Source organism: Pseudomonas folii (assembly GCF_014357575.1).
GTDB lineage: Bacteria > Pseudomonadota > Gammaproteobacteria > Pseudomonadales > Pseudomonadaceae > Aquipseudomonas > Aquipseudomonas folii.
The window spans coordinates 1-25,052 of sequence record NZ_JACONW010000088.1 but is presented as its reverse complement, the minus strand read 5'-3'; the positions used below and the strand labels follow the sequence as shown (position 1 = coordinate 25,052).

At 57.1% G+C, this 25,052-nt stretch carries 21 protein-coding genes; 19 read left to right on the top strand and 2 right to left on the bottom strand.

All coding sequences use genetic code 11. The features are described 5' to 3' along the window. Positions 1-291: 291 nt before the first annotated feature. On the top strand, positions 292-1,179 hold the full coding sequence (rhtA, locus tag H8S59_RS17555) for a threonine/homoserine exporter RhtA (protein WP_095099281.1): 888 nt from the start codon (positions 292-294) through the stop codon (positions 1,177-1,179). Between the two features lie 174 nt (positions 1,180-1,353). Next, entirely contained in the window at positions 1,354-1,653 is a 300-nt protein-coding gene (locus H8S59_RS17550; protein WP_187522264.1) for a hypothetical protein, read from the top strand. A gap of 46 nt (positions 1,654-1,699) precedes the next feature. Here the strand turns inward: H8S59_RS17550 and H8S59_RS17545 are convergent, their stop codons facing one another. Together H8S59_RS17545 and H8S59_RS17540 are read right to left on the bottom strand one after the other, a co-directional pair. Beyond that, complete coding sequence (locus H8S59_RS17545) at positions 1,700-3,508, bottom strand: aminopeptidase P family protein (RefSeq protein ID WP_187522263.1); 1,809 nt, start codon at positions 3,506-3,508, stop codon at positions 1,700-1,702. 57 nt (positions 3,509-3,565) lie between these two features. After that, the gene (locus tag H8S59_RS17540; RefSeq protein WP_187522262.1) at positions 3,566-4,744 is read right to left on the bottom strand and encodes a cysteine desulfurase family protein; all 1,179 of its coding nucleotides are present in this window, start codon (positions 4,742-4,744) and stop codon (positions 3,566-3,568) included. A gap of 913 nt (positions 4,745-5,657) precedes the next feature. Between H8S59_RS17540 and H8S59_RS17535 the strand changes: the two genes are divergently transcribed. From H8S59_RS17535 to ssuE, 17 genes are all read left to right on the top strand, one after another. Next, positions 5,658-6,452 carry a hypothetical protein gene (locus H8S59_RS17535; protein WP_187522261.1) on the top strand — a complete coding sequence of 265 codons (795 nt, stop codon included), beginning with the start codon at positions 5,658-5,660 and terminating at the stop codon, positions 6,450-6,452. Between the two features lie 33 nt (positions 6,453-6,485). Further along, complete coding sequence (locus H8S59_RS17530; protein ID WP_187522260.1) at positions 6,486-7,607, top strand: DegT/DnrJ/EryC1/StrS family aminotransferase; 1,122 nt, start codon at positions 6,486-6,488, stop codon at positions 7,605-7,607. Positions 7,608-7,612: 5 nt separating this feature from the next. Continuing rightward, complete coding sequence (locus H8S59_RS17525; RefSeq protein WP_187522259.1) at positions 7,613-9,127, top strand: lipopolysaccharide biosynthesis protein; 1,515 nt, start codon at positions 7,613-7,615, stop codon at positions 9,125-9,127. Between the two features lie 3 nt (positions 9,128-9,130). After that, the gene (locus tag H8S59_RS17520; protein WP_187522258.1) at positions 9,131-10,057 is read left to right on the top strand and encodes a glycosyltransferase family 2 protein; all 927 of its coding nucleotides are present in this window, start codon (positions 9,131-9,133) and stop codon (positions 10,055-10,057) included. Then, positions 10,047-10,496: a low molecular weight protein-tyrosine-phosphatase gene (locus H8S59_RS17515; protein WP_187522257.1), complete on the top strand. Its 450-nt coding sequence runs from the start codon at positions 10,047-10,049 to the stop codon at positions 10,494-10,496. The genes H8S59_RS17520 and H8S59_RS17515 overlap by 11 nt, the downstream gene beginning before the upstream one ends. Beyond that, positions 10,497-12,707: a polysaccharide biosynthesis tyrosine autokinase gene (locus H8S59_RS17510; protein WP_095099302.1), complete on the top strand. Its 2,211-nt coding sequence runs from the start codon at positions 10,497-10,499 to the stop codon at positions 12,705-12,707. Positions 12,708-12,751: 44 nt separating this feature from the next. Then, positions 12,752-13,522 carry a WbqC family protein gene (locus H8S59_RS17505; protein WP_095099304.1) on the top strand — a complete coding sequence of 257 codons (771 nt, stop codon included), beginning with the start codon at positions 12,752-12,754 and terminating at the stop codon, positions 13,520-13,522. 5 nt (positions 13,523-13,527) lie between these two features. Then, complete coding sequence (gene rfaH, locus H8S59_RS17500) at positions 13,528-14,040, top strand: transcription/translation regulatory transformer protein RfaH (protein WP_095099306.1); 513 nt, start codon at positions 13,528-13,530, stop codon at positions 14,038-14,040. A 248-nt stretch (positions 14,041-14,288) separates the two neighbouring features. After that, a complete protein-coding gene (locus H8S59_RS17495) occupies positions 14,289-15,290 on the top strand; it encodes a glycosyltransferase (protein WP_095099309.1) in 1,002 nt (333 codons plus the stop codon). Beyond that, positions 15,287-16,534, top strand: a complete 1,248-nt coding sequence (locus tag H8S59_RS17490) for a glycosyltransferase family 4 protein (protein ID WP_187522256.1) — start codon at positions 15,287-15,289, stop codon at positions 16,532-16,534. The genes H8S59_RS17495 and H8S59_RS17490 overlap by 4 nt, the downstream gene beginning before the upstream one ends. Positions 16,535-16,678: 144 nt before the next feature. After that, on the top strand, positions 16,679-17,950 hold the full coding sequence (locus H8S59_RS17485) for a hypothetical protein (RefSeq protein WP_246475402.1): 1,272 nt from the start codon (positions 16,679-16,681) through the stop codon (positions 17,948-17,950). Positions 17,951-18,122: 172 nt separating this feature from the next. After that, positions 18,123-19,235, top strand: a complete 1,113-nt coding sequence (locus H8S59_RS17480) for a glycosyltransferase family 4 protein (protein ID WP_187522254.1) — start codon at positions 18,123-18,125, stop codon at positions 19,233-19,235. 1 nt (position 19,236) lies between these two features. Next, complete coding sequence (locus H8S59_RS17475; protein ID WP_095099318.1) at positions 19,237-20,277, top strand: acyltransferase family protein; 1,041 nt, start codon at positions 19,237-19,239, stop codon at positions 20,275-20,277. A gap of 32 nt (positions 20,278-20,309) precedes the next feature. Next, entirely contained in the window at positions 20,310-21,527 is a 1,218-nt protein-coding gene (locus H8S59_RS17470; protein WP_187522253.1) for a glycosyltransferase family 4 protein, read from the top strand. A 12-nt stretch (positions 21,528-21,539) separates the two neighbouring features. Then, positions 21,540-22,964, top strand: a complete 1,425-nt coding sequence (locus H8S59_RS17465) for an undecaprenyl-phosphate glucose phosphotransferase (RefSeq protein ID WP_187522252.1) — start codon at positions 21,540-21,542, stop codon at positions 22,962-22,964. A 160-nt stretch (positions 22,965-23,124) separates the two neighbouring features. Continuing rightward, positions 23,125-24,213, top strand: a complete 1,089-nt coding sequence (locus H8S59_RS17460) for a polysaccharide biosynthesis/export family protein (RefSeq protein ID WP_095099324.1) — start codon at positions 23,125-23,127, stop codon at positions 24,211-24,213. A 239-nt stretch (positions 24,214-24,452) separates the two neighbouring features. Continuing rightward, entirely contained in the window at positions 24,453-25,034 is a 582-nt protein-coding gene (ssuE, locus tag H8S59_RS17455) for an NADPH-dependent FMN reductase (protein ID WP_187522251.1), read from the top strand. Positions 25,035-25,052 lie beyond the last annotated feature (18 nt).

The following is a 25,052-nucleotide window of genomic DNA, read 5'->3' as shown; positions in this document are numbered from 1 at the left end:
TTTTTCACCGCTTTCGATCAACTTCATCGAAGCCTCTTCTTCGCCAACCGAATCGTCCAACTCATTGATTACCAAGGAGTTTTTCGTTCTGTCTGCGTCAGAAGAGGTGCGAATTATAGAGAGATCTGAGAGGCCGTCAACCCCCAGATTCCAGTTTTTCCAAAAAAGCTATAAATGCCCTTCCTATATAAAGAAGAACACCTTGTCCTGTGCATTATATTGCGCAGTACGATCTTCTTAAGCATCATATAGCCTTTGAACCAACTGCCCGCTGACTGGAACAACCTCCCGATGAGCAACAACCTGCGCCCTCTTTCCCACACGCTATTCCCTATCGGACTACTGCTTATTGCCATGGCATCCATCCAGACCGGGGCCTCAATGGCGAAGACGCTGTTTCCTTTAGTAGGCGCGCAGGGCACGACCTCTTTAAGGCTGATCTTCGCCAGCATTATTTTGCTGCTGGTACTCCGCCCGTGGCGTGCCAGATTCACTGCGAAGTCATTGCGGACAGTCCTGTTCTACGGCATAGCGCTGGGCGGTATGAACTTCCTCTTCTATATGTCATTGCGCAGCGTCCCGCTGGGGATTGCCGTAGCCCTGGAGTTCACCGGGCCGCTGGCTGTTGCTCTGTTTGGTTCACGCAGGCCACTCGACTTCGTCTGGATCGCGCTCGCCGTAACAGGATTATTGCTGCTTATCCCGACCGGAACAGAAAGCGCCAGCCTGGATATGACCGGGGTGGCTTATGCGCTGGGTGCGGGGGTCTGCTGGGCCGGCTACATCCTGTTCGGACAGAAAGCGGGCGAAGACAACGGCATTCAGACTGCAGCGCTGGGCGTACTCATTGCCGCCCTGTTCATTGCGCCGATCGGTGCTGTGCATGCTGGCTGGGCGCTCTTCGATATTGGTCTGATTCCTACCGCCATCGGCGTCGCCATCTTGTCCACCGCCCTCCCCTATAGCCTGGAAATGGTCGCGCTGACCCGAATGCCTACCCGGACATTCGGAACCCTCGCCAGCCTGGAGCCAGCATTCGGAGCGTTATCAGGCATGCTTTTTCTTCACGAGAACCTGACCCTCACTCAATGGCTGGCCATTGGCGCAATTATTCTGGCCTCCGCAGGCGCGACGCTTACAGCACGGCGTGAAACCGCACAACTGGTCCCTGCCGACTGAGCCTCCCCTTCTCAAATATGAGATGTCACTGGCGTTTTTAGCGATGTTAAGCCATGTTTAGGGCATGGCAACGCCGCGGCCGTTTCCGGCTGCGGCAGAATGCCAATCATCTGAGTGAGTAACCGCATCCAGGCTGGGCACTGGCGCTCAACGAAGGCCAGAGTAAGGAAGGTAATGAATTACATTTTTATAGCGCTGGCGACACTAATAATCACAGGCTGCGCAGCTACTTCGGCCCCCGTCAAACAAACCAAGCGAGGGATTCATATCAACTGCTCAGGCCTGTCGTCTTCGTGGCAAAAATGCTATGAAGTGGCGGCTGACTCCTGCGTTTCGAAAAACTTCAGAGTCATTGCCAAATCAGGCGACGGCCTGGAAGACCCTGGTGACTATCCTTTCGGCTTGAACCCCGCCGGCTACACCAGCCGCAGCATGATTATCATCTGCAAGAAGCCTGCAAAAGCCGCTGACTAACGGAAAATATGGCGGCTGTATTCACCGCCATATAAACCTCAACTGATCAGACTGCGACAGTACGCATCCGCAGCCACTCAAGCGCTGCGCCTTGCAGCAGTGGGCTCAAGCGTTGATTCACCTGGGCATGATAGTCGTTCAGCCATGCCCGCTCCTCCTGCGTCAGCAACCCGATCTCCAGGCATCGAGTATCGATCGGACACAAGGTCAGGGTTTCGAACCTGAGGAAGTCGCCGAACTCAGTGCTCTGCGCCTCACGATTGATCACCAGATTTTCGATTCGAACGCCCCAACGACCCGGGCGATAAGTACCCGGCTCAATTGAGGTGATCATGCCTGGCAACATGGCCGTCTGGGGCGTCGCCGGGGCCTGGTAGGCAATAACCTGCGGTCCTTCATGGACGTTGAGAAAGTAGCCGACACCATGTCCAGTGCCATGACCGTAGTTCACACCTTCGGACCAGATGGGTGCCCGGGCGATTGCATCCAGCAACGGCGACAGGATGCCTTTAGGGAAGTGCGTACGGGATAAGGCAATCAGTCCTTTGAGTACTCGAGTGCAATCACGCTTCTGCTCGGCGCTTGGCGTACCGACAGGAACCATACGCGTGATGTCAGTCGTGCCCCCGAGATATTGACCACCGGAGTCAATGAGCAGCAGCCCATCCCCCTCGATCTGCGAGAACTCCTCCGGAGTGGCACGATAGTGCGGCATGGCTCCATTGCCATTGAACCCGGCAATGGTCGCAAAACTGGGCGAGATGTAACCCGGACGACGCTGACGCGCCTGCCCCAGCTTTTCATCGACCGTCAGTTCACTGACAGCGTCGTGCCCCAACGCAGAATCCAGCCAGCAGAAGAATTCGCACAACGCTGCGCCGTCCTGCTCCATGGCCTGACGGATATGCGCAGTGTCGGCTTCACTTTTTTGGGATTTGAACAAGGTGGTCGGGTTAAGGCCCTCCACCAGCGTGACTTCTGCGTCCAGATAATCAAGCAGTCCGCAGGTCACCCGAGCCGGATCTATAAGCAGGCGGGCATCCTTGGGCACTTCGCGCAATGCTGCGCCAATCTGCGTGTACTCCAGCAGCGTGACGCCGTCCTGCTCAAGACTCAGGCGGACGCCCGCACTCAGTTTGTCCGAGTCAACAAACAGACTGACGCTGTTCGGCCCGATCAAAGCGAAGGAGATGAACACGGGATTGTAGGAAACATCCGATCCGCGCAGATTGAACAGCCAGGCAATGTCGTCAAGCGTTGCAATAAAATGCCAATCTGCACCACGTTCGGTAATGACCTGACGCAGACGGGCGAGCTTATCCCCACGCTTTACAGAGGCCTGAGGCGGCAAGTGCTCATAGACCGGACTGACCGGCAACGCTGGACGGTCTGTCCACAGCTCACTCAGCAAATCCAGATCGGTACGCAACCTTGCGCCGCGCTCGTAAAGCTTGCTCGCCAAAGTCCGGGAGGATGCAACCGCCAATACGGCACCATCGACCGCCACAACCGTCTCGGCCCTGGCCTGATCAGCCAGCCACTCCAGGGGCCCTTGTTGTCCAGGCTGAAGCTTGACCAGTTCTATGCCGCTGCCAGCCAACTCTTTAGTGGCCTGTTCCCAGTAACGGCTGTCCGCCCATAGTCCGGCGAAATCCTGAGTAACGATCAGCGTTCCGACTGAACCCTGAAAACCCGACAACCACTGTCGTCCCTGCCAGTAACCTGGCAGGTATTCGGAAAGATGCGGGTCGGCGGAAGGCACCAGATAAGCATCGATACGCTCGCGGCTCATCAAGGCCCGTGTCTGCGCCAAACGTTGCGCGACGGCTGCGCTGGGTTTCGATTGCGTACTCATTGGTTCTCCTGCTGACCCGATAAATTAATCTCATGCGGGCAGATAATGGAGCACCAATCAGGACTGAGCAACCGCCCAGAACGCAGGCTGTACTTGCGCAGCCTTGATCAGCGAAGCCGCACGCTCGATTTCTTCTTCAGTAGTAAAGCGTCCGAGACTCAGGCGAATGGTTTGACTGGCCGCCCTGGCGTCGTGACCCAGCGCCAGCAAGACATGTGACGGGGTGTTTTTTGCCGAGTTGCAGGCAGAAGTTGAAGAGAACGCCAGACCGTGGCTCAGAACCGCAATGTCCAGATCGTGGTTGCCGAACGTCAGACTCAAGGTATGAGGAATGCGCTGAACCACGTCGCCATTGATGCGCAAGCCGGCAACATCGGCCAGCCGTGTACATAAAAGCTCGTTCAAGCGCTGAATATGAGCCGTCTCTTCGGCAAATAATGTCTGCGCCAGCGCAAAGGCCGAGCCCATACCGGCAATCTGATGGGTTGCCAGTGTGCCTGAGCGCAGGCCACTTTCGTGTCCCCCACCATGAATCTGCGCTTCAACGCGCTGTTCGGCTCGCGGGCCGACATACAACGCACCAATGCCTTTGGGACCATAGATCTTGTGCGCCGAGAACGACATCAGGTCAACCGCCAGCTCGGTCAGATCAATCCTGACCTTGCCAGCCCCTTGAGCAGCGTCGACATGGAACAGTGCCCCATGCTCGCGCACATGCAGACCGATTTGCGCAACATCGTTGAGCGTGCCCAGTTCGTTGTTGACCAGCATCAACGACACCAGAAAAGTATCTTCACGCAGAGCAGCGACCACGGCCTCGGGAGAGATCAGGCCATTTGCGTCAGGCGTCAGGTAAGTCACCTCCACACCCGTAAGCTGCAACTGGTGCGCGGTATCGAGGATCGCCTTGTGTTCGATCTGGCTGGTAATAATGTGTCCGGCGGTGCGCCCGTGGCGCTCGGCATAACCCTGTGCAACGCCCTTGAGCGCCAGGTTGTTCGACTCGGTTGCACCCGAAGTCCAGATGATCTGCTCCGCCTGAGCACCGACCAGATCAGCAACCTGCTGCCGCGCGATATCAACGGCAGAGCGCGCCTCGCGGCCATAAGCATGTGAATTGGACGCCGGGTTACCGAACGTGCCGGACCTGCCCAGGCATTGCACCATGACCTCTATGACACGCTCATCAACGGGAGTGGTAGCCGCGTAGTCAAAATACAGCGCAAGATTTTTCATCAAACCACCTTCAAATGCGCAGCCCGGAACGCCGGACTGTTTGCGTAATACGAGTCGCGATTTTTGCGACGCTCGAACTGAACCTGTAGGACATCATGCATGAATCGGCATAGATCAAAAAATTATTAATTATTATTTATATATTCAAAAAAGGAATATAAAGACCATTGTCCCTGCAGGCTCATGATACTTCACGCACGTTCCATGCCCAATGGCAGGACTCATCACAACTGGACGAAGCACCTCCATTCCTACGCTCGGTAACCTTTACGGTATTCCATCTTGCTACAGATACATTCAAAAGGATTGAGCGCCGATAGTTACACTCGTTTGAATAATACAACAATTTCTCTTGAGGCTTTTATATACCTCAGTTTTTAAACGCCGAACTTCTGGCGCTAAAAAAGCGATAACGCCCGTTATTTCGCTTAGTTTAAAGAGGCTGTAAAAGTGCCCAAAAAATGTCGCCGCACCGAATCAGTGCGCGCGATGTTTTTTTGACTCTTTATAAATCAACAGGTTATGAGATTTTGAAAACCACTTATCAAAAACTTAACAGAATGTTGACGAAATAATTTGACAGAAACCCTGGCGAGAACGATATATACGCATGTCAGACATTTCCTGGTCAGTGCAGCGTTACCAAAGAGTAATGCGCAGGAAATATCGAGCCAACACACTTCTTGAAATGCCTCACGTTAGTTATCTGCACGGCGCACTTTAGCGCCGGTGGTCGTCCTTTGATTAACAGAAAATAACCCGGCTGCTGAAAGCAGTCGGGATGGCGGTAGCGTGGCCCGGACATCTGCGCCACGTGTTGAGTCGGAAATGCAATCAGGCTTACCACGTAATGGATCAATGGATTCGGGCGGTAGCGTGGACGAACTCACCTTCAATATCAGGGATTGAATTGATGCCATCTTCATTTGCCATGGATCAGCCGCAGATAAAGCAAATCGCTGAGCAGATCGATGCTCAGGGCTTCAGCCAGATAAGCGGCGCGCTCGACGCAAACGACCTGCAACTGGTGCGCACCTACACTGAAGCCCAGGCGAAGCTGCATCGGGGTGAATACTTTGCTCACCACGGTGAGCAGTTACTGTCGCAAAGTCCGCTGCGATCGCTGTGGGAGTCTGCGGACTTCCAGCAAATGCTGGCCAGCCTATATCGCTCGGCCACTGGCATGGACCCCGCCAGTCCGAAAATTTTTCCGGTACTGCGCTGTGTTCAGGGTAACCAGGGCCGCCGTGAATCCAACTGTTTTCATTTCGACGCCAGCCTGGTCACGGTGCTGGTGCCGGTGTTCATCCCTGTCGAAGGGGACGAGCGCGGTGATCTCATGCTGTTCCCCAACCTGCGCAAAGTGCGGCACAACGCGGTGTTCAACGCGGTTGAGAAAGCCCTGGTGCAGAACGCCTTCAGCCGCAAGTTGCTGGTCATGGCCATCCAGCGAGGTTGGCTAAAGCCCGAAACGCTGACGCTCAAGCCCGGCGATATCTACGTGTTCTGGGGCTACCGAACCCTGCATGCCAACAAGCCCTGCGGCCCCGAGATCACCCGGGCGACGGCGATCTTTCATTTCGGCGACCCCCATGCAGGCAGCCTGACTACCCGGCTGATCCTGCACATCAATCAACGCCGCGCCCGACGCGCCAGCATCAAAGCGGGCACTGCACCTACGGAAGTCACACCCGGCAAATCGCTCTGACACCTGCGTTATACGTCAAACATGGAGGCTTCGATGATCAACGTAACCAAGAGTTACCTGGGCGATATCGGCAAGTTCAAGACTTACGTAGAAGGCATTTATGCCCGGGGCTGGCTGACCAATCACGGGCCTCTTCTGGGTGAACTGGAAGCTCGCCTCAAAGACTATCTGGGCGTTAAACACATCATCCTGACCAATAACGGCACGTTGGCATTGCAAGTGGCTTATCGTGCACTGAACCTGAGTGGCAGCGCAGTCACTACACCGTTCAGTTTCGTCGCCACCAGCAGCTCTTTGCAGTGGGAAGGTATACGGCCGTTATTTGCCGACATTGACCCCGACACCTGGAACATCTCGCCGGACCACATCGAACGCCGCATCGAGGCCGACACAACGGCCATTGTCGGCACCCATGTATTCGGCAACCCCTGCGCTGTCGAACGCATCCAACAGATCGCGCTCAAACACAAACTCAAAGTGGTCTATGACGGTGCGCATGCTTTTGCCGTGCGCCATGCGGGTCAGTCGGTGCTCAACTGGGGCGACGTCAGCACCTTGAGCTTCCATGCCACCAAACTGTTCCACACCATTGAGGGCGGAGCGATCATCACCAATGATGACGAAATCGCCAAACGTGCCTATCTGCTCTGCAACTTCGGTATCTCGGACGTCGACAAGATCGACGGCATCGGCATCAACGCCAAGCTCAACGAATTTTCAGCAGCCATGGGTCTTTGCATCCTGGATGACATCGAGAACATTCTCGAGGAGCGGGCTGAAATTGCTTACCGCTATACGTCCCGGCTGGAGAACTACCTGGACTTGCAGCAAACCGAGGCGGACAGCCAGCTAAACCACAGCTATTACCCGATTGCCCTGCGCGACGAGCAACAACTGCTGCGCGTACGCACTGCACTCAATCATCGAGACATCAATCCACGCCGTTACTTCTACCCGTCGCTGGACACCCTTGAGTACCTGCAGCCGCAAATCCCTCAGTACGAATCTCGTGCGTTGAGCGAGCGTGTGCTGTGTCTGCCGATCTATCCCGGCCTGCAGAAAAGCGATCAGGAAAAGGTCATCAATACACTGATCGAAGAGTGCAGCGTGAGCAACGTGCACTACCGCAGCCCACTCATCGCTCAGGCAATTTAATCGCCATGGCGCAGAGTCGCTCGGTCATTCGTAACACCGCACTCAACTATGTCGGCCAGGCCTACGTTTTGCTGGTGGGAATTCTGATCATGCCGTTCTACCTCGGGCACCTCGGTGCCGAGGCTTATGGTTTGATCGGGTTCTTCGCCGTGATGCAGACCTGGTTGCTGCTGCTCGATGCGGGTTTGTCACCCAGCCTGGTGCGTGCCGTCGCTCACCAGCAGGGTACGCTTGCCCGCGAACGCAGCTCTGGGCAGTTGCTGCGCTCATTCGAAATCATTTTCCTGCCAATGGCGCTGCTGTGCTGCATCGGTATTTACCTGAGCAGTCCGTGGATTGCCTTGCAGTGGCTCAACGCTAAAGACTTGCGGCCCGAGACACTGATTAACTGCATCAGCCTGATGGGGCTGGTGGTTGGTCTGCGTCTGTATGCGACGCTGTATAAAAGCGGAATTCAGGGCCTGGAACAACACGCCTGGCTGAATATCGCCAACATCATCATCGCGACCCTGCGCTATTTCGGTGGACTGGTGTTAGTCAGTACCTACTCTCAGGACCCCGAGGACTACTTTAAATTTCAAGTCCTGGTCGGGCTGATCGAGACCCTGATGTTTGCTGCCCGGGCCTACCAGCAAATGCCAACCCCGCACTTCTTCACGGGGTTCAATTGGCAACTGGTCAAGCCGATTATCCCGTTTGCCGCCAGCATGACCCTGACGTCAGTGCTGTGGATTGTCCTGACCCAGATGGACAAGGTGTTGCTGTCCGATCTGCTGCCACTGGATCAATACGGTTATTTTTCGCTGGTGACCCTGACCACCACCGGCATCATGATGCTTACCAATCCACTGGTGCAGGCGCTGCTGCCGCGCATGACGGTCATGGTAGCCGAGGGTCGTCAAAGCGAGATGCACAGCCTGCTACTGGCCGCAAACCGCTTTGCCTGCACGTTTCTGTTTCCGCTGGCAGCGCTGATCGGCTTGCATGGCAAGTACCTGATCTTTGCCTGGACCGGCGACTGGGTCGCGGCGCAATGGAGCCATCAGATCCTGTGCTGGTACTCCCTGGGCAGCGCGATCATGGCCGTCAGCGCCTTCCAGTTCTACCTGCAGTACGCCTATGGGCAGATAAGTCTGCATATCTGGTACAGCGTGGTTTCCGCCCTCGTCACCGTCCCGGTGATGTTCTTCGCCATTCGTTACCACGGCGCCTATGGCGCTGCTATCTCCTGGTTTCTTCTGCGCGCGGTGTCGTTCGCCATCTGGCCGATGATCGTTCATCGCCGATTGGCGCCCGGCATCCATGGCCAATGGCTGCGAGACATTTTACGTATCAGCGTCATGACAGCGGTGGGTCTGACACTCAGCGAACCCTTGTTCCTGCTGATCGCCGGAGATGATCGCCTCAGTGTGTTTCTGGGCCTGGCAGTCAGCGGCCTGATCACCCTGCTAATTGTCGCCGCCAGCTACAAACCGGTGGCAGCCAAAATTTTCGTTTTGTTCAGCAAACCGAGTACATGAGCCATGGATGAGATTACAAAAACTGACCCGAGCGCACCGCCATTACTGAGCATTGTGTGCCCGGCCTACAACCAGGAAGCCTTTATCGCTCAGACACTGGACAGTTTTCTAGCACAACAGACGACCTTCAATTTCGAAATCCTGATCAATGACGATGCCTCTACAGATGGCACGGCACGGATCATCGCCGAGTACACCCAACGTTACCCGCACATCATCCGGCCCTTCTATGCGCAGGTGAACCAGTTCCAGCATGGCCGACCGTGTGTGCCCGGCCTGTTTGCCAAGGCGCGCGGTCACTACATTGCCTATTGCGAGGCGGATGACTATTGGACTGACCCACACAAACTGCAGATCCAGGTGGATTTCCTCGAGGCCAATCGGGACTACGTGATGACCTATCACGACGCCATGGCCTTCGACAAAAATGGCCTGCGAGGCATCCAGCTCAAAGGCAATCTGCGCAGCGATGCCAGTGCGCTGGACCTGCAAAAAGCAAGGCCCATTTCGACCTTGACGGTGTGCTTTCGTAATCTGCTGAGCACCCTGCCACCCGAACTCCTAATGCCCGTCGCCCCGCTCAATGACATGTGCTGGTGGTCGCTGTTGGGCGCCTTTGGTAAAGGCAAGTTCATGGCCGAGATCAAACCGGCGGCCTATCGGGTGCATCCGGGCGGAATCTTTTCCATGCGCAGCAACAAGCGCAAGCTGCACATGAGCCTGCAAACCAGCAGCAGCCTGGCCAACTACTACCAGCGCATCGGTAATCAGACGTTATACGAACATTTTCTGAAGCAGGTCTTCTGCCTGTCCCTGTCGGCACTCGGCCCCATGCACAAATTCCAGGCACTGCTGATGGCACTGCGCAACATGAGCTTCAACCTTGGCAAGCGGTTGCTGCCCTCAATCAGCAAAGGCCATGTTCAGTAACGTGCTGGTGATATGCGTTGGCAACATCTGCCGCAGCCCCATGGCCGAGGCGCTGTTGCTCCAACGTATTGCGCCACACGTGCAGGTGGCTTCCGCCGGGACTCACGCCGTACTCGGCTCGCCAATGGACCCGCTGGCGCAAGCGGTATTGCAAATGCACCAGGTCCCGGCACCTCGGCATCAAGCCCGTCAGATAGACAGATCCCTGTTGCATCGGGCCGAGCTGATTCTGCTGATGGAGTCTTCGCAGCTGAACAGCGTGTTGAAGCTGGCTCCCGAAGTGCGTGGCAAAACGTTTCTGATTGGCAAATGGCAGCACCAGCTGGAAATCGCCGACCCCTACCGGCAACCCCAATTAGCCTTTGAAAAGACCTACGAGCAGCTCTCGAGATGCGTCGACGACTGGCTACCTTTTCTTCAGTCAGGAGAAACAAGATAAATGACCGCTATGAACCGCTCTTCCCTGGACTACTACCAGGACTCCCGGATCGATCTGGCAACTATCTTGCGCACATTATTCGACCACAAGCGCCTGATCATTCTGATCGTCGGGCTCTTCGGTCTGGCGGGCGTGGCGTATGCGGTGCTTTCGACACCGATCTACCAGGCCAACGCAATGATTCAGATCGAGCCGAAAAAAATCGGCATCGAGGGCACCCCGGAAGTGTCCGGCAAACCCATGTCGGTGTCCCAGGCCACGACTGAGATCGAGCTGATCAAATCCCGTGCGGTTCTGGGCAAAGTCGTCGAAGACCTGAAACTCAACATCGTGCAGCTTCCGAAACTTTTCCCGGTGATTGGCCCTTATTTGAATCGCACGTTCAAGCAGGAGACACCCAATGCACTGGCGGAGCCATTGTTCGGCCAGACAGCCTATGCCTGGGGCGGGGAAAAGATTGACGTGTTTCAACTTGAGGTGCCGGAAGGGCTGCTGGGCGAGAGCCTGATTCTGGTAGCGGGCAAGCCGGGCTTCTTTTCCCTGTACGACGAAGATCGTACGTTGATCCTGAGCGGCGCCATCAACCAGACCGTCGAGGGCAAGGGCGCGAAAATACAGGTGGCTACGCTCAATGCACGACCGGGCACCGAATTCATCGTCGCTAAACTGCGCACGCTGACGGCTGCACTGATTTATCAGGACCGTCTGAAAATCACCGAAGCGGGCAAGGACTCCGGGATCATCTACCTGGCCATCCAGGACCCCGATCCGGAAAAAGCCAACCACATTCTCAACGAAGTCAGCCGCCTCTATGTGCGCCAGAACGTTGAGCGCAGCTCGGCTGAGGCCGCACAACGTCTTGAGTTTCTGCGCTCGCAACTGCCAGCAGTGCGCAAGCAACTGGAAGAGTCGGAAATGGCCCTGAACGACTTTCAGACCAGCGCCAAGTCCGTGGACCTGAGCATCGAAACCAAAGGCATTCTGGATCAGGTGGTCAAGCTGGACTCGATGCTCTCGGAGCTCAAGCTCAAGCGCGTCGAGATCGAGCGGCTGTACACCCGCGAACACCCGACCTATCGCGGCCTGATGAACCAGATGGGCCAGCTGGAAGCGCAGAAACAGGGCTTGCTGAAGAAGATCGAAGCGCTGCCCGTAACCCAGCAGGAACTGTTGCGCCTGACCCGCGACATGCAGGTCACCAGCCAGACCTACACGCTGATGCTCAACAAGAGCCAGGAGCAAGACATCCTGCGTGCGGGCAGCATCGGCAACGTGAGGATCATCGACAACGCCGACGCCAACGTCGAACAGCCGGTCAAACCGATGAAAAAACTCATCGTGCTGCTCGCCGCCCTGCTGGGTGTCGTGGTGGCCGTCGGCACCGTGTTCGTGCGCCAGGCGTTTTATCGTGGCGTGGAAAACCCGGAGATCATCGAAAACATCGGCATGCCGGTTTACGCATCGCTACCCTACTCGCGCCAGCAGGATCGACTGGAAAAGAGCACTCAGGGGCGCAGCAAGGAATCGAAACTGCTGAGTGTTTCCGCGCCGACCGAACTGGCCATCGAATCCTTGCGCAGCCTGCGTACCAGCCTGCACTTCGCGATGCTTGAGGCGCGTAACAACGTCCTGATGATTTCCAGCCCGTCGCCCGGTGCAGGCAAATCTTTCGTCTCCAGCAATCTGGCGGTGATCATTGCCCAGGCTGGAAGGCGCGTGCTGTTGATCGACGCCGACATGCGCAAAGGCTATCAGCACAAGATCTTCGGCCTGAACCCCAAGCACGGTTTGTCCGACACCCTGGCCGCTCGCGTGAAGAGCGCGGACGCTATCAACCACACCGAAGTGCGCAATCTGGACGTGATGGCTTGCGGCTTTGCAGCGCCGAACCCTTCGGAGCTGTTGATGCATGACAACTTCAACAAAATGCTGGCTGAGCTTTCTCCGCTCTATGACCTGATTCTGGTGGACACGCCACCGATCCTGGCCGTCACCGACGCCACCCTGGTCGGACGTCAGGCGGGCACTTGCCTGCTGGTGACCCGCTTCGGCCTGACCACTGTTAAAGAGATCGAAGCCTGCAAACGTCGCCTTGGCCAGAACGGCGTGCTGATCAAAGGCGCAATCTTCAACGGCGTCCTGCGCAAGGCGTCCACCGCTGACTATGACTGCGCCGCTTACGGCTACAACTACAGCCCGGTCCGCAAGTAGCTTCGGTCGCTCTCCTCTTTCCCCGCTCGCTCAAGGAGTTACATATGGCACGGACTATTGCAATGATGCAGCCCTATCTATTCCCCTACCTGGGCTACTTTCAATTGATTGCAGCGGCGGACGTGTTCGTCCTCGGCGACAATCTGCAATACATTCGCTCCGGGTGGGTCAATCGCAATCGCATTCTGCACAACGGCGAAGCAAAGCTCATTACCTTCCCGTTGAAGAAAGACAGCTTCGATCTGCCGATCATGAAACGCCAATTGTGCGACAACTTCAGCGGGGAAGCCGATCGGCTGGTCAATCTGATTAGCCAGAGTTATCGCAAGGCTCCGTATTTCGATCAGATCATGCCTCTGGTGGAGCGCTTGATCCGCTTCCCACAACAAAACCTCGCGTTGTACACCGAGCACGCGATTCGCGAGCTGTGCGCCTACCTGCATATCGTCACGCCCATTCTGCGCGGCTCGGAGATCAAACTGGTGTCCTGCCTCGACAAGCAGGATCGCGTGATCAATATCTCGCGAACCCTGGCCGCCACTACGTTTCTCAACCCCATCGGTGGAGCCGAACTTTACGACCGCGACCACTTCGCGCGTCAGGGCCTGCTGATCCGTTTCTTCAAGATGGACCCGGTTGTCTATCGGCAATTCAATCAGCCTTTCGTGCCGAGCCTGTCGATCATCGATGTGCTGATGTTCAACTGCGTCGAACAGGTCCAGGCAATGTTCGCCTGCTACAGCGTCTGCGATGACGGTCGCAATCCCGACACGAAGCTGCCGAACATCCTGCCTTCCCACGCTGCTGCGGAGTGATTGCCATGTCTTTCGATAGCCCCGCCCGCTGGTATCTGATTCAGACCAAACCCCGCCAGGAAGCACGCGCCGAGGAACACTTGCAGCGTCAGAACTTCGAGTGCTACCGCCCGCTCAAGCCGGGCGCCGCGACCAAGCGCAGCACCCGACCGATGAATGAAGAAGAGTTATTCCCCGGCTATCTGTTCATTCGCATGGACCAGATCAATGACAACTGGTACCCGATCCGCTCCACGCGGGGCGTTGCCAGAATCGTGACGTTTGGAGGCCATCCGATTCCGGTGCAGGATGAGCTGATCGGCCAGATTCGACTGCGCCTGAGCACTCCCCCGCCCAAGGCCGAGTTCAAGCGCGGTGAACACGTGCTGATCAAGGCGGGCGAGCTGTGCGATATCGAAGCGATATTCCTGGCCTGCGACGGCACTGAACGCGCCGTCATCCTGCTCAACCTGCTGCAGCGCGAACAGAAAGTGGTGCTGCCGATCAGCAGTTTGCTGCGGATGGAGGCGCGGGTCTGATGCTTGAACTGACGCCTTGTTTCCTGATTTGAAATGAGACCCCTGCGGGGAATTATTTGCATGCCTGCAAGGTGATGTGGGACCGGCTTTAGCCGGGAAGGCGATATTTCCGACGATAGAAATGTTGTGACTGTATCGGCCACTTCCCGGCTAAAGCCGGTCCCACAGTGTGAATCGCTGCACAGGTTAATCGGCAGCCACAAGATCGCGCCATCCAGCTCTCTGATCTCTTTTACCGGAACCTCACCATGACCCAACTTACAACGCTGGTGACGCTGACCTATGGCGATCGCTACAACTATCTGCATACGCTGGTCAGCCGATCGTTGGAAAGTCCGCTGATCAATCGGGTGATCATCGTCAGCAATGCCTCGGTCGCGCCGCTGGAAAATCTGTGCGCAATCTGGCCGGGTCAGGTGGAAGTGATTTACCTGCAGAGCAATACCGGTTCTGCCAAAGGCTATTCAGTGGGCATTCAAGCCGCGTTGGACGCTGGCGCGGAATACATCTGGCTGATGGATGACGACAACGCACCGACGATCAATGCCATCGCGACCCTGCATCAAAGCCTGGGTCAGCGCCAGGCTATCGATGGTAAAGACAAGGCCGCCGTGCTGGGCTTTCGCCCTACTCATCAGGCTGACATCGCGGCCGGTGTTCCGCGGCGTTTTGCTATCCAGCGGCGCTCAAGCTTCTTCGGCTTTCACATCGCGCAACTGCCTTACAAAATCTGGCGGCGCTTGCCATGGGGCCATCCACAAGGCAAATACAAAAAGATCGAAACGGTGCAACTGCCCTTCGCCACTTACGGCGGTTTGCTTGCCCATCGCAGCCTGTACCAGCGTATCGGCCTGCCCCTGGATGCGTTGATGCTGTACGCCGACGACAGCGAATACACCTGGCGCATTACCGCCGCGGGCGGACGCATTTTTCTGGTGCCGGATGCGCTGCTGGATGATCTTGAAGACTCATGGAACATCAAAGCGCGCACCAGCAATATCTATGAGAGTTTTCTACTGGGCGGCTCCGATCTTCGGGCGTATTACGGCGCCCGTAATCAGGCCTGGTTCGACAAGAACGTCTGGGCCTCGTCGGAATGGCTCTACGGCTTCAATCGCTGGGTGTTCTTTCGTCTGTTGCGGCTGATTGCCAAACGGCGCGGTGCCGAACAGCGCTTGAGCCTGATCGAACAAGCCATCGCCGATGGCGAGTCCGGTGTGTTGGGCCTGCACAAGTCGTATCCGCTATGAAGGCCCTGTTCATCAGCAGCCTGTATGCCCCTGACATTGGCGGCGGCGCGGAAATCATCCTGCAACGCACGGTGGAAGGCTTGCAGCAACGAGGCTATCAGGTGGCAGTGCTTGCCACCGGCCCACAGTCAGGGCTGGTCGAAGAGACCGTCAATCTGGTCAAGGTTTACCGCGCCGGACTGCGTAATTTCTACTGGCACTTCAATGCCCAGCGCCCCGGTAAACTGGCGCGGCTGGGCTGGCACCTGCGCGACCGCTACAACGCGGGTATGCGCGATTACGTGAAACAAGTGATTGCCCTGGAAAAACCGGATCTGGTGGTTTGCCACAACCTCACCGGCTGGTCGGTTTCAGCCTGGGACGCGATCACCGCTGCGGGATTGCCCATCGTTCAGGTGCTGCATGATCTCTACCTGCTGTGTCCCGGCAGCACCATGTTCAGTAAAGGTCAAAGCTGCAAGAACCAATGTGGTCGCTGCGAACGCTTTCGCAAGGGCCACGATGCACGCTCGGCGCAAGTCAACACAGTCGTCGGCGTCAGCCGCTTCATGCTCGACACACTGCAAGCCCAGGGTTATTTCAAAGGAGCCCGTGGCTACGTGGTGCACAACGCCAGCCCCTGCCCGGTGATACCGATCAAGCATGAAAGCGCAGAACCAACATTGGCCGGACCTGCACCGTTGCGCTTCGGCTACATGGGCACATTGTCCGAGCCCAAAGGGTTGCGCTGGCTGATCGAGCAATTTCAGCAACTGCCCATCGACGCAACGTTGCAGATTGCCGGCCGTGGCCAGCTTGACGATGAAGAGCGCTTCAAGGAACTGGCTCAGTCGCCCAGGATTAGTTTCGTCGGCTATCAGGCTCCCGAAGATTTCTACAAGCAAATCGACGTGGCCATCGTGCCGTCGATCTGGAACGAGCCCTTCGGCATGGTCGCCGTTGAGGCCTGCTCCTGGTCGGTGCCCGTGATAGCCAGTCGCATGGGTGGGCTGCCGGAGATCATTCAGGATCAACTCAACGGTTTGTTATGCAGCCCCGACGATCCGGATTCACTGGGTGTGGCGATGCTCAAATTGCATCAGCAACCTGACCTGCTGGCCCGATTGAGCGCCCATGCCCGAATCAGTGTCGGGTCGCTGACAGACCTGCAATTGATGCTCGACAGTTACGAAAGCATTCTCGAACAGACCTTGCTGGACACTGAGTCGCGCCATATGAAGCCTTGCGTATCACGCCTGACCTGAAACAAAACGTCTGATCCAGCCAGCAGTGTCACCCATCGGCCCGTGACTAACCCGAGCCGGGACTCCAGCGCTCCGGACCGTGCCTCTTCATTGAGACAAAACATGCGCAAGCCGTCACGAACCCGGTCAAGAAAGCCACTGAAAATGTTGCTCCTGGGCCTGTTATTGAGCTGCCCTGCCGGAGCAGACGAACGTTTCATCATTGGTGTCGCCACTCATTTGATGAACAAAAGCGGCCCTTCGGCCAAAGCATTGCAACTGCTCGAAGCTGCTGGCGTCGACTCGATTCGCGATGATGCCTACTGGTCGATCGCCGAATCCCATCGCGGCCAGTTGCAGATCGACCCTCCTTGGCGGGCTTATCTGAGCAAGGCCAGGGAGCACAAACTCAGCCCTCTGCTGGTGCTGGGCTATGGCAACCCGAACTACGGCAACTACGCCAAACCGCGTCATTCGCCGATCAGGGAAGGCTTCGACAATTACGTCAACTTCGTCAGCCGCGAACTGGTCGACAGCGTCAACTTTTACGAGATATGGAATGAGTGGGACAAAGAGAACCCGGTGGATGAAAATCTCGCCCGGGACTACAGCAACCTGATCGAAAAAACCGCCAGCACATTGCGACAACAAAAAAACCCGCTGAAGATTCTGGCCGGTGCAGTGACCAGCCAGGGGATGGACCTGGGGTTTGCCGACCGTTTGGTGGCGGCCGGATTGCTCGATCATGTGGATGGCTTGTCACTGCATCCCTATGTGCATTGTCGTCAGGAGGGGCGGCAAACCCCGGAACGCTGGATTGCCTGGTTACGCTGGATCGATGCCGACCTCAGGGCTCTGGTCGCGCGACCTGTTCCGCTTTACCTGACCGAAATGGGCTGGCCGAGCAATACCGGCAAATGCGGCGTCAGCGAGCAGACCCAGGCGGCCTGGCTGGCCCGCAGTTTTTTCCTGGCCCAGACTGTGCCGGACATCAAGGGCCTGTGGTGGTACGACTTGCTCGACGACGGCCAGGATCCCGGCGACCCGGAACAGAATTTCGGGTTGCTCAATCAGGACCTGTCGGTCAAGCCGTCATATCTGACCCTGAAAGCCATCAGCCCGTTTCTGCACGACTACCGTTACGACGCAGAAAAAAGTCGGGAGCAGGATAGCGTCTACCTGCTGCGATTTGCCAAAGGAGCGGAGCAGATTCTGGTGGCCTGGAGCACCGGGCAGCCGCGCTCGATTGCGGTTGATGCGAGCAGCGTCCAGGCCGGCAACGTATTGCTGACCGACAGCGGCCAACCGGAACGAGGTCAACAGGACACCGCAATCCCCTGGAGCTGTAACGACAGCCGCTGCTCAGCCCAGGTGCCCCTCAACGAGTTCCCGAAAATCATCCGGCTGGGCAGCAAGCCGCCGCTGTTTGCTCAGTGATACACCGCTCCCGTCAATACATGTTTCCTGCAGGAGCTGCCGAAGGCTGCGAAGCGTTCATCCTGACACACCGCCTCGGCCTGACGCCCTCCCGGCTAAAGCCGGTCCGACGGGGCCGGCATGTAGAGCAAACCTGACACTCCTCCCCCATTCTGCGCAGAGACCTTCGCCCATGATTGTGATCAATGCCCGTTTTCTTACCCAGGAAATGCGTGGGGTTCAGCGTTTTGCCGAGCAGATATGCCTGGCGCTCAAGCAGTTGCGCAACGATCTGGTTTTCGTCGCTCCCCATGGCATAAAAATGAGCGAAAGCGCCAGGGCACTGGACGTGCAGTGCATCGGCCGCAACAGCGGTCACCTCTGGGAGCAGGTGGATTTGCCGCTGTACCTGACGCGCCACGGGCGGCCGCTGCTGGTTTCGCTGTCCAGTACGGCGCCCATGTTTTACGCCAATCAGATCGCTACGCACCACGACATCAATTACGTGCGCCACCCACAAAGCTACTCGCTAATGTTCCGCGCGGTTTACCGCACCGTGACGCCGATTCTTTTATGGCGACTCAAGTCGCTGCTCACTGTCAGCAACTTTTCACGAGGCGAAATAGCCCGATTCTACGGCTACCCGGAACAGCGTATTTTCGTCGTGCCCAATGCAACCAGCGATGCCTTTCGCCCCGGCGTCGCACCCACTGATAACTCTCGCTATTTGCTGGCCGTGTCCTCACCGAGTGCGCACAAGAACTTCAACCGGATGATTCAGGCATTCCTGACCTTGCGCGGCCATGACAACCTGCAATTACACATCGTCGGTGCTGCCAGCGAAATCTTCGCCGCGCCGGAACTGCAACGTCTGGCCTGCCGTGACCCGCGCATCCGCTTTCTCGGGCGTCTCAGCGATGCCGAACTGATCGAGCAATATCAGGGCGCAACGGCATTTGTCTTTCCATCGCTGTATGAAGGCTTCGGGATTCCGCCACTGGAGGCCCAGGCTTGCGGCTGCCCGGTGCTGGCCGCCAATGCGGCGTCCATTCCGGAAGTGTTGCAGGCCAGCGCGCTGTATTTCGACCCGCTGGACGTGTCACACATAGCCTCAGCCATGGAGCGCATTCTCACGGACGAACCGTTGCGCCAGGCGTTACGCCGTCGCGGGCTGCGCAATGTCGAACGCTTTTCCTGGGAGGAGTCGGCTCGCCACGTTTCCCGGCGCATCGACGCATTGACGCAAATCAATTCGCTGTCCGACCCGCTGCCGCAAGCCGTTGAATCCACTTCGGGCAAGTCTTGACATGAAACGCCTGGCTTATCTTGATGCCCTGCGCGGCATCGCGGCATTGCTGGTGGTGTTCACTCACCTCTATGCCCCGCTGCTGGGCGACGTCTGGCTGCTTCGCGAACTGCTGGATGTCGGCAAACTCGGCGTGCTGTGGTTCTTCATGATCAGCGGCGTGGTCATCCCGTTCAGCCTGCGTCCCGGTCCCGAGGGTGCCCGGCGTTTTGTGATTTCGCGGTTCATGCGCTTGTATCCGGCTTACTGGCTGTCATTGCTGGTGTATCTGGCCCTGCTGCAACTGTCCGGCGGACTGTTTCCGCCCTGGCCGCAAGTCGTCGCCAACATAAGCATGGTCCAGGCGCTGATGGGTTTCGATGACGTGATCGGCCTGTACTGGACGCTGTTCATCGAACTGGTGTTCTACGGCCTGTGTCTGGCGCTGTTTCTCAGTGGCAAGCTCTATGACGTCGGCGTGCGGACCCGCTGTGCGCTGGGCATGCTCGTGCTGGGTCTGCTACTGGCCGTGGCCCGCGAACTCACCGAGCGCAAAGTCCCCGTGGCTCTGCCGCTGGCGCTGTCATTGATGTTCTTTGGCTCGATCTGGCGTCAATGGCTGCTCGCTGAACACAGCCGCCAACTGACTCGATGTCTGGTGGTGATGCTGAGTGCTTACCTGCTGTTATTACCGCCCACGTTGCTGTTGGCCTACGGCGAAAACGTGATTGAAGGAGAAGCGGGAGGACGCTACCTGTTCACCTACGCTCTGGCGATCATCAGTTTTCTGTTGCTGACCAGTCGTGCCCGCTTTGATCACCCGCTGCTGGTCTGGCTCGGCAGCGTCAGTTACTCGCTGTACCTGCTGCATCCGTCGATGCTGATGCTGGCCGAGTACCTGCTGCGCGGCCTGCAATTACCACCGCTATACGACGCCGTGCTGGCAACCGTACTCACCCTGGGCATCGCCCATTTGTCCTTCCGCTGCATCGAAACGCCATTTATCCAGTGGGGCAAACGCCTCAACAACCGCCACGCCAAGACGCAGCCCGCCCGCGCCTGATGTAGAGCCTGTGCATACAGAAGGGAACCTCAATGAGAATCGCAATAGTCCACGACTGGCTGGTGACGTATGCCGGTGCCGAACGCGTATTGGCATCACTGATCAATATCTGGCCCCAGGCCGATCTGTTTTCAGTAATCGACTTTCTCAGCGATCAGGACCGCGCCCACTTGCAAGGCAAAGTAGCCAAGACCACCTTTATCCAGCGTTTGCCAAAGGCCAGAACACACTACCAGCGTTACCTGCCGCTGATGCCGCTGGCCATTGAGCAACTGGACCTCTCGGGTTACGACCTGATTATCAGCAGCAGCCACGCCGTGGCCAAAGGTGTGCTCAGCGGCCCGGATCAATTGCATGTCAGCTACGTGCACTCGCCGATCCGCTACGCCTGGGACCTGCAACACCAGTACTTGCTGGAGTCGGGCATGAGCAGCGGTTTCAAGAGCAAAGTGGCGCGAATGATCCTGCATTACATCCGCATGTGGGATCAGCGCACCTCCTCCGGCGTCGACGACTTCGTGGCCAACTCGCACTTCATCGGCGGGCGCATTTCAAAAGCCTACCGCCGGGAATCCACGGTCATTTACCCGCCAGTGGATACCGTGAACTTCACCCCGCAAGACAGCAAACAGGATTACTACTTCACCGCCTCGCGCATGGTGCCTTACAAACGCATGCCGATGATTATCGAAGCGTTTGCGGCGATGCCGGACAAACGTCTGATCGTGATCGGTGACGGCCCGGAAATGGCCAAGGCAAAGCTGATTCATGCGCCCAACGTCACGCTGTTGGGTTTTCAGCCGTTCGCGGTGTTGCTGGAACACATGCGCAATGCCAAAGCCTTTGTTTTCGCCGCCGAAGAAGATTTTGGCATCAGCCCGGTCGAAGCACAGGCCTGCGGTACGCCGGTGATTGCCTTTGGCAAAGGCGGCGTCCTGGAGACCGTCTGCGGCCTGGACCATCCGCAACCGACCGGCGTGTTCTACGACCAACAGACAGTGTCGTCACTCGTGGCCGCGGTCGGCGAATTCGAAGCAGCGCAACCCCGTATCAGTGCCCAGGCCTGCCGCGCCAACGCCGAGCGGTTTGGCGCGCAACGCTTCGAAGATGAAATGAAGAGCTTTGTCGAAAGCCGCCTCGCAGCAACACGCCTGGCACGTCAGCCCGCCCGGCACAGAACGCTTCAGGCGTCCCCGATTCTGGTCAGCAACGAACAGACCGCCCGGGTCATTCCGATCAAATCCGTCTGAGCGAGCACTGCCATGCGTAATCCCGTTCCCGGCATTCTTCACGCGCATCAATCCTTGTTATCGGTTGCCCACCGCCTGCTCGATCTGACGGTCATCGTGTTGGGCGGCTACTGGCAGAGCCAGCTGAGTCCAGGTGCATCAAGCGCCGAGGCCTGGATTCAGATCCTGCTGGCAGTGCTGGTCTTCCACTGGCTCAGTGAATATCACCAGATGTACGGCTCGTGGCGTGGCGAGCGAATCCTGCGTGAGCTGATCAAAGTGTTCAATTACTGGGCGCTGACCTTTGTGGTTTTGTTGTCCATGGACTACTTGCTGCTCAACCATGCCGACATGCCGGATAACGCCCAGATGGCCTGGTTCGCTTCAGTGCTGGCGGTGCTCTGCGGCTATCGCCTGCTGATTCGCAGCGTACTGCACGGCTTGCGGCGACGCGGGTTCAATACCCGGCGAGTGGCAATTGTCGGGACCGGGCAGATTGGCGTACGGCTTGCCAAGTCGATCTCCAGCGCGCCCTGGATGGGCCTGCGTGTGCTGGGCTTTTATGACCTGCCGAAACCCTCGAATAAAGGGCTCGAAACCGGTCCCGACATCGCAACCGACATCAGAATACTGGGTGATCTGGAGCAGTTGATCGACGACGCTCGCGAAGGCCGGATCGACAAGGTTTACATCACCCTGGCACTCACCGCCCAGCCCCATGTTCAGGAGCTGGTCAAAGGGCTCAGCGACACCACGGCTTCGGTGTACCTGATTCCGGACGTGTTCATGTTCGAGCTGCTGCATGCCCGTAGCGAAAGCATCAACGGTCTGGCGAGTATCAGCATTTTCGACTCCCCCATGGACGGTGCCTGGAGCCTGGTGAAACGTGTCGAGGACATTGTGTTGTCCTGCGTGATCCTGAGCATGATCGCCCTGCCCCTGCTGCTGATTGCCGTCGCGATCAAGCTGACCTCGCCCGGGCCGGTGCTGTTTCGCCAACGCCGTTACGGGCTGGATGGCCGACCGATCATGGTCTGGAAATTCCGCAGCATGAGCGTTCAGGAAAACGGCGAGGTGGTGAACCAGGCGACCCGCAACGATGCACGCGTCACGCCGTTGGGCGCGTTCCTGCGGCGTACCTCGCTGGACGAACTGCCGCAGTTCTTCAATGTATTACGTGGCGACATGTCCATCGTCGGCCCGCGTCCTCACGCTGTCGCGCATAACGAGCAATACCGCAAACAGGTCAGCGGCTACATGTTGCGGCACAAAGTTAAACCGGGCATTACCGGCTGGGCGCAGATCAACGGCTGGCGTGGCGAAACCGACACTCTGGACAAGATGCAGAAGCGCGTCGAATACGACCTGGAATATATCGAACGCTGGTCGCTGTGGCTGGACCTGAAAATCATTCTGCTGACCCTGTTCAAAGGCTTTCTGCACAAGAACGCCTTCTAGTTCACCCTTCGAAAAACCTTTCTCAATACATGAAAACCCGGCCCGAGAGGCGCTGGAGGAGGTGCGTGCATCCATCAAAAAAGACCCGTAACACTCGGTGTTGGTAAGGGAAGCAATGAAATCACTGTGGTGCCAACGCACCTTTAGGAAGGAACAATATATGAAGCTAACCCTAGCTGTTGTGCTGCTCTCCAGTCTGATTTTGCAAGGCTGTGCTTTTGCACCCGGGCAGCACATGACCCCAGGAGATGTTGAAGCAAAAGATCCGGACGGTCCGGATGTTCAGTTGGTACAGATCACCCCGCAAACCCTCAAGCAGCAAAAACAACAAGCCGCCGCCAGCTCCAGGCCGTTGCCGGTCGAACTGCTCAATTACAAAACGCCTGAATACATCGTCGGCCCCGGCGACACGTTGCTGGTCATTGTGTTTGAACACCCTGAGTTGACCGCGCCTGGCTCACAGGACCAACTCGACGCCAACAGCCGGGAAGTATTGAGCGATGGCACGCTCTATTTCCCTTACGTGGGCAGAATCCAGGCGGGTGGCAAAACCGTCGGGCAGATCCGCGAACAACTGCGCATGGGGTTGTCGCCCCAGTACACCGAGGTCAAGGTTGACGTCAAAGTGTTGCGTTACAACAGCCAGCGCATCCTGCTCTCGGGTTCATTCAAAAGCCCCGGCCCGCAGCCCATCACCAACATCCCGTTGAGTCTGGTACAGGCCATCAGCACCGCTGGCCTTGATCTGGCCGACGCCAACCTTGCGGGTCTGACCTTGCGCCGCGACGGCAAGGATTACGTGATCGACGTCGATGCACTGAACCGCAAAGACTCGCAATTGAGCAAGATCTTCCTTAAAGATGGCGACTATCTGCACTTGAACAGCAACTCCAAGAACAAGATCTACGTGCTGGGCGAAGTCCAGCGCCCGCAGGTCATTTCCTTTGGCACCACCAGCGTCACATTGCTCGAAGCCCTGGGAAATTCCGGCGGACTGAATCCGGAAAGCGCCGACGGTGACGCCGTCTACGTGATCCGTGGGGCCGAAAATCAGGCCAATGCGCGTTCTACGGTTTATCACCTGCTGGCGAAAAAACCGACGGCTTACCTGCTGGCCAAGGAGTTTGAACTTCAGGCCCAGGACGTCATATTCGTAGGCCCCGCGGACATCACTCGCTGGAGCCGTTTCGTCAGCCAGTTACTCGGCTCGGCCAACGTCATTCAAACAGGCGCCGCTTTCAGAAACTGATACCCACACCAAACGTCCCCGCATCGGTTGATCGCGGGGATTTTTTTGCCTGCGATTTGCCTGCAAGTGTTGATGCAGCAACAGTGGATCAACACTTGGGTGTGACATTGAGCATTTCGGCCTGTCGACAGGAGCGTGGGCGTTCATATATTTATGTTTAATTTCAACGAGTTGAATGATTAATTCGTACTGGCATGCATGCTGCTTTGAATTGCTTACGCTTTTAAAAGGAATTCAGCATGTTGGTAGTTTCACTGTCGGGCAGTCCTGCTCTCAAATCCCGTTCAGGCGTAGTCCTGGAACACGCCGGTCGCTGGCTACGCGCCAAGGGCGTTGATGTGACGACCCTGCGTATCCGCGATTTCAACGCTGAAGATCTAATCTTCGCCCACTTCGACAGCCCGCAAGTGCTGGCCTTCATCGAAGCCGTCAAGCAGGCAGACGGTTTGTTGATTGGTACGCCGGTTTATAAAGCGTCGTTTTCCGGAGCGCTGAAAACCCTGCTGGACCTGCTGCCTGAGCGCTCTTTGCACGGCAAGGTAGTTTTACCACTGGCAACCGGTGGCAGCATCGCGCATATGCTGGCTGTGGATTACGCGCTGAAGCCGGTGTTATCGGCGCTCAAATGCCAGGAAGTCCTGCACGGGATTTTCGCCATCGACAGCCAGATCAGCTACGCCGAAAACGAGCAAGGCGGCGACCTGGACGAGATTCTTCAGGAGCGTTTGCAGGAGGGACTGGAGCATTTTTACCTGGGTCTGCAGCATCGCGTTCAAGCGCGGCATAAACAGGCTGGGGGGCATTTGCGATTGGCGTTGTGATTTAAAGTCCTGCGTTGA

Excerpts from the sequence above, each read along its gene's own strand:
- rhtA (WP_095099281.1), top strand. The coding sequence starts at position 292 with ATGAGCAACAACCTGCGCCCTCTTTCCCACACGCTATTCCCTATCGGA.
- H8S59_RS17550 (WP_187522264.1), top strand. The coding sequence starts at position 1,354 with ATGAATTACATTTTTATAGCGCTGGCGACACTAATAATCACAGGCTGC.
- H8S59_RS17545 (WP_187522263.1), bottom strand. The coding sequence starts at position 3,508 with ATGAGTACGCAATCGAAACCCAGCGCAGCCGTCGCGCAACGTTTGGCG.
- H8S59_RS17540 (WP_187522262.1), bottom strand. The coding sequence starts at position 4,744 with ATGAAAAATCTTGCGCTGTATTTTGACTACGCGGCTACCACTCCCGTT.
- H8S59_RS17535 (WP_187522261.1), top strand. The coding sequence starts at position 5,658 with ATGCCATCTTCATTTGCCATGGATCAGCCGCAGATAAAGCAAATCGCT.
- H8S59_RS17530 (WP_187522260.1), top strand. The coding sequence starts at position 6,486 with ATGATCAACGTAACCAAGAGTTACCTGGGCGATATCGGCAAGTTCAAG.
- H8S59_RS17525 (WP_187522259.1), top strand. The coding sequence starts at position 7,613 with ATGGCGCAGAGTCGCTCGGTCATTCGTAACACCGCACTCAACTATGTC.
- H8S59_RS17520 (WP_187522258.1), top strand. The coding sequence starts at position 9,131 with ATGGATGAGATTACAAAAACTGACCCGAGCGCACCGCCATTACTGAGC.
- H8S59_RS17515 (WP_187522257.1), top strand. The coding sequence starts at position 10,047 with ATGTTCAGTAACGTGCTGGTGATATGCGTTGGCAACATCTGCCGCAGC.
- H8S59_RS17510 (WP_095099302.1), top strand. The coding sequence starts at position 10,497 with ATGACCGCTATGAACCGCTCTTCCCTGGACTACTACCAGGACTCCCGG.
- H8S59_RS17505 (WP_095099304.1), top strand. The coding sequence starts at position 12,752 with ATGGCACGGACTATTGCAATGATGCAGCCCTATCTATTCCCCTACCTG.
- rfaH (WP_095099306.1), top strand. The coding sequence starts at position 13,528 with ATGTCTTTCGATAGCCCCGCCCGCTGGTATCTGATTCAGACCAAACCC.
- H8S59_RS17495 (WP_095099309.1), top strand. The coding sequence starts at position 14,289 with ATGACCCAACTTACAACGCTGGTGACGCTGACCTATGGCGATCGCTAC.
- H8S59_RS17490 (WP_187522256.1), top strand. The coding sequence starts at position 15,287 with ATGAAGGCCCTGTTCATCAGCAGCCTGTATGCCCCTGACATTGGCGGC.
- H8S59_RS17485 (WP_246475402.1), top strand. The coding sequence starts at position 16,679 with ATGTTGCTCCTGGGCCTGTTATTGAGCTGCCCTGCCGGAGCAGACGAA.
- H8S59_RS17480 (WP_187522254.1), top strand. The coding sequence starts at position 18,123 with ATGATTGTGATCAATGCCCGTTTTCTTACCCAGGAAATGCGTGGGGTT.
- H8S59_RS17475 (WP_095099318.1), top strand. The coding sequence starts at position 19,237 with ATGAAACGCCTGGCTTATCTTGATGCCCTGCGCGGCATCGCGGCATTG.
- H8S59_RS17470 (WP_187522253.1), top strand. The coding sequence starts at position 20,310 with ATGAGAATCGCAATAGTCCACGACTGGCTGGTGACGTATGCCGGTGCC.
- H8S59_RS17465 (WP_187522252.1), top strand. The coding sequence starts at position 21,540 with ATGCGTAATCCCGTTCCCGGCATTCTTCACGCGCATCAATCCTTGTTA.
- H8S59_RS17460 (WP_095099324.1), top strand. The coding sequence starts at position 23,125 with ATGAAGCTAACCCTAGCTGTTGTGCTGCTCTCCAGTCTGATTTTGCAA.
- ssuE (WP_187522251.1), top strand. The coding sequence starts at position 24,453 with ATGTTGGTAGTTTCACTGTCGGGCAGTCCTGCTCTCAAATCCCGTTCA.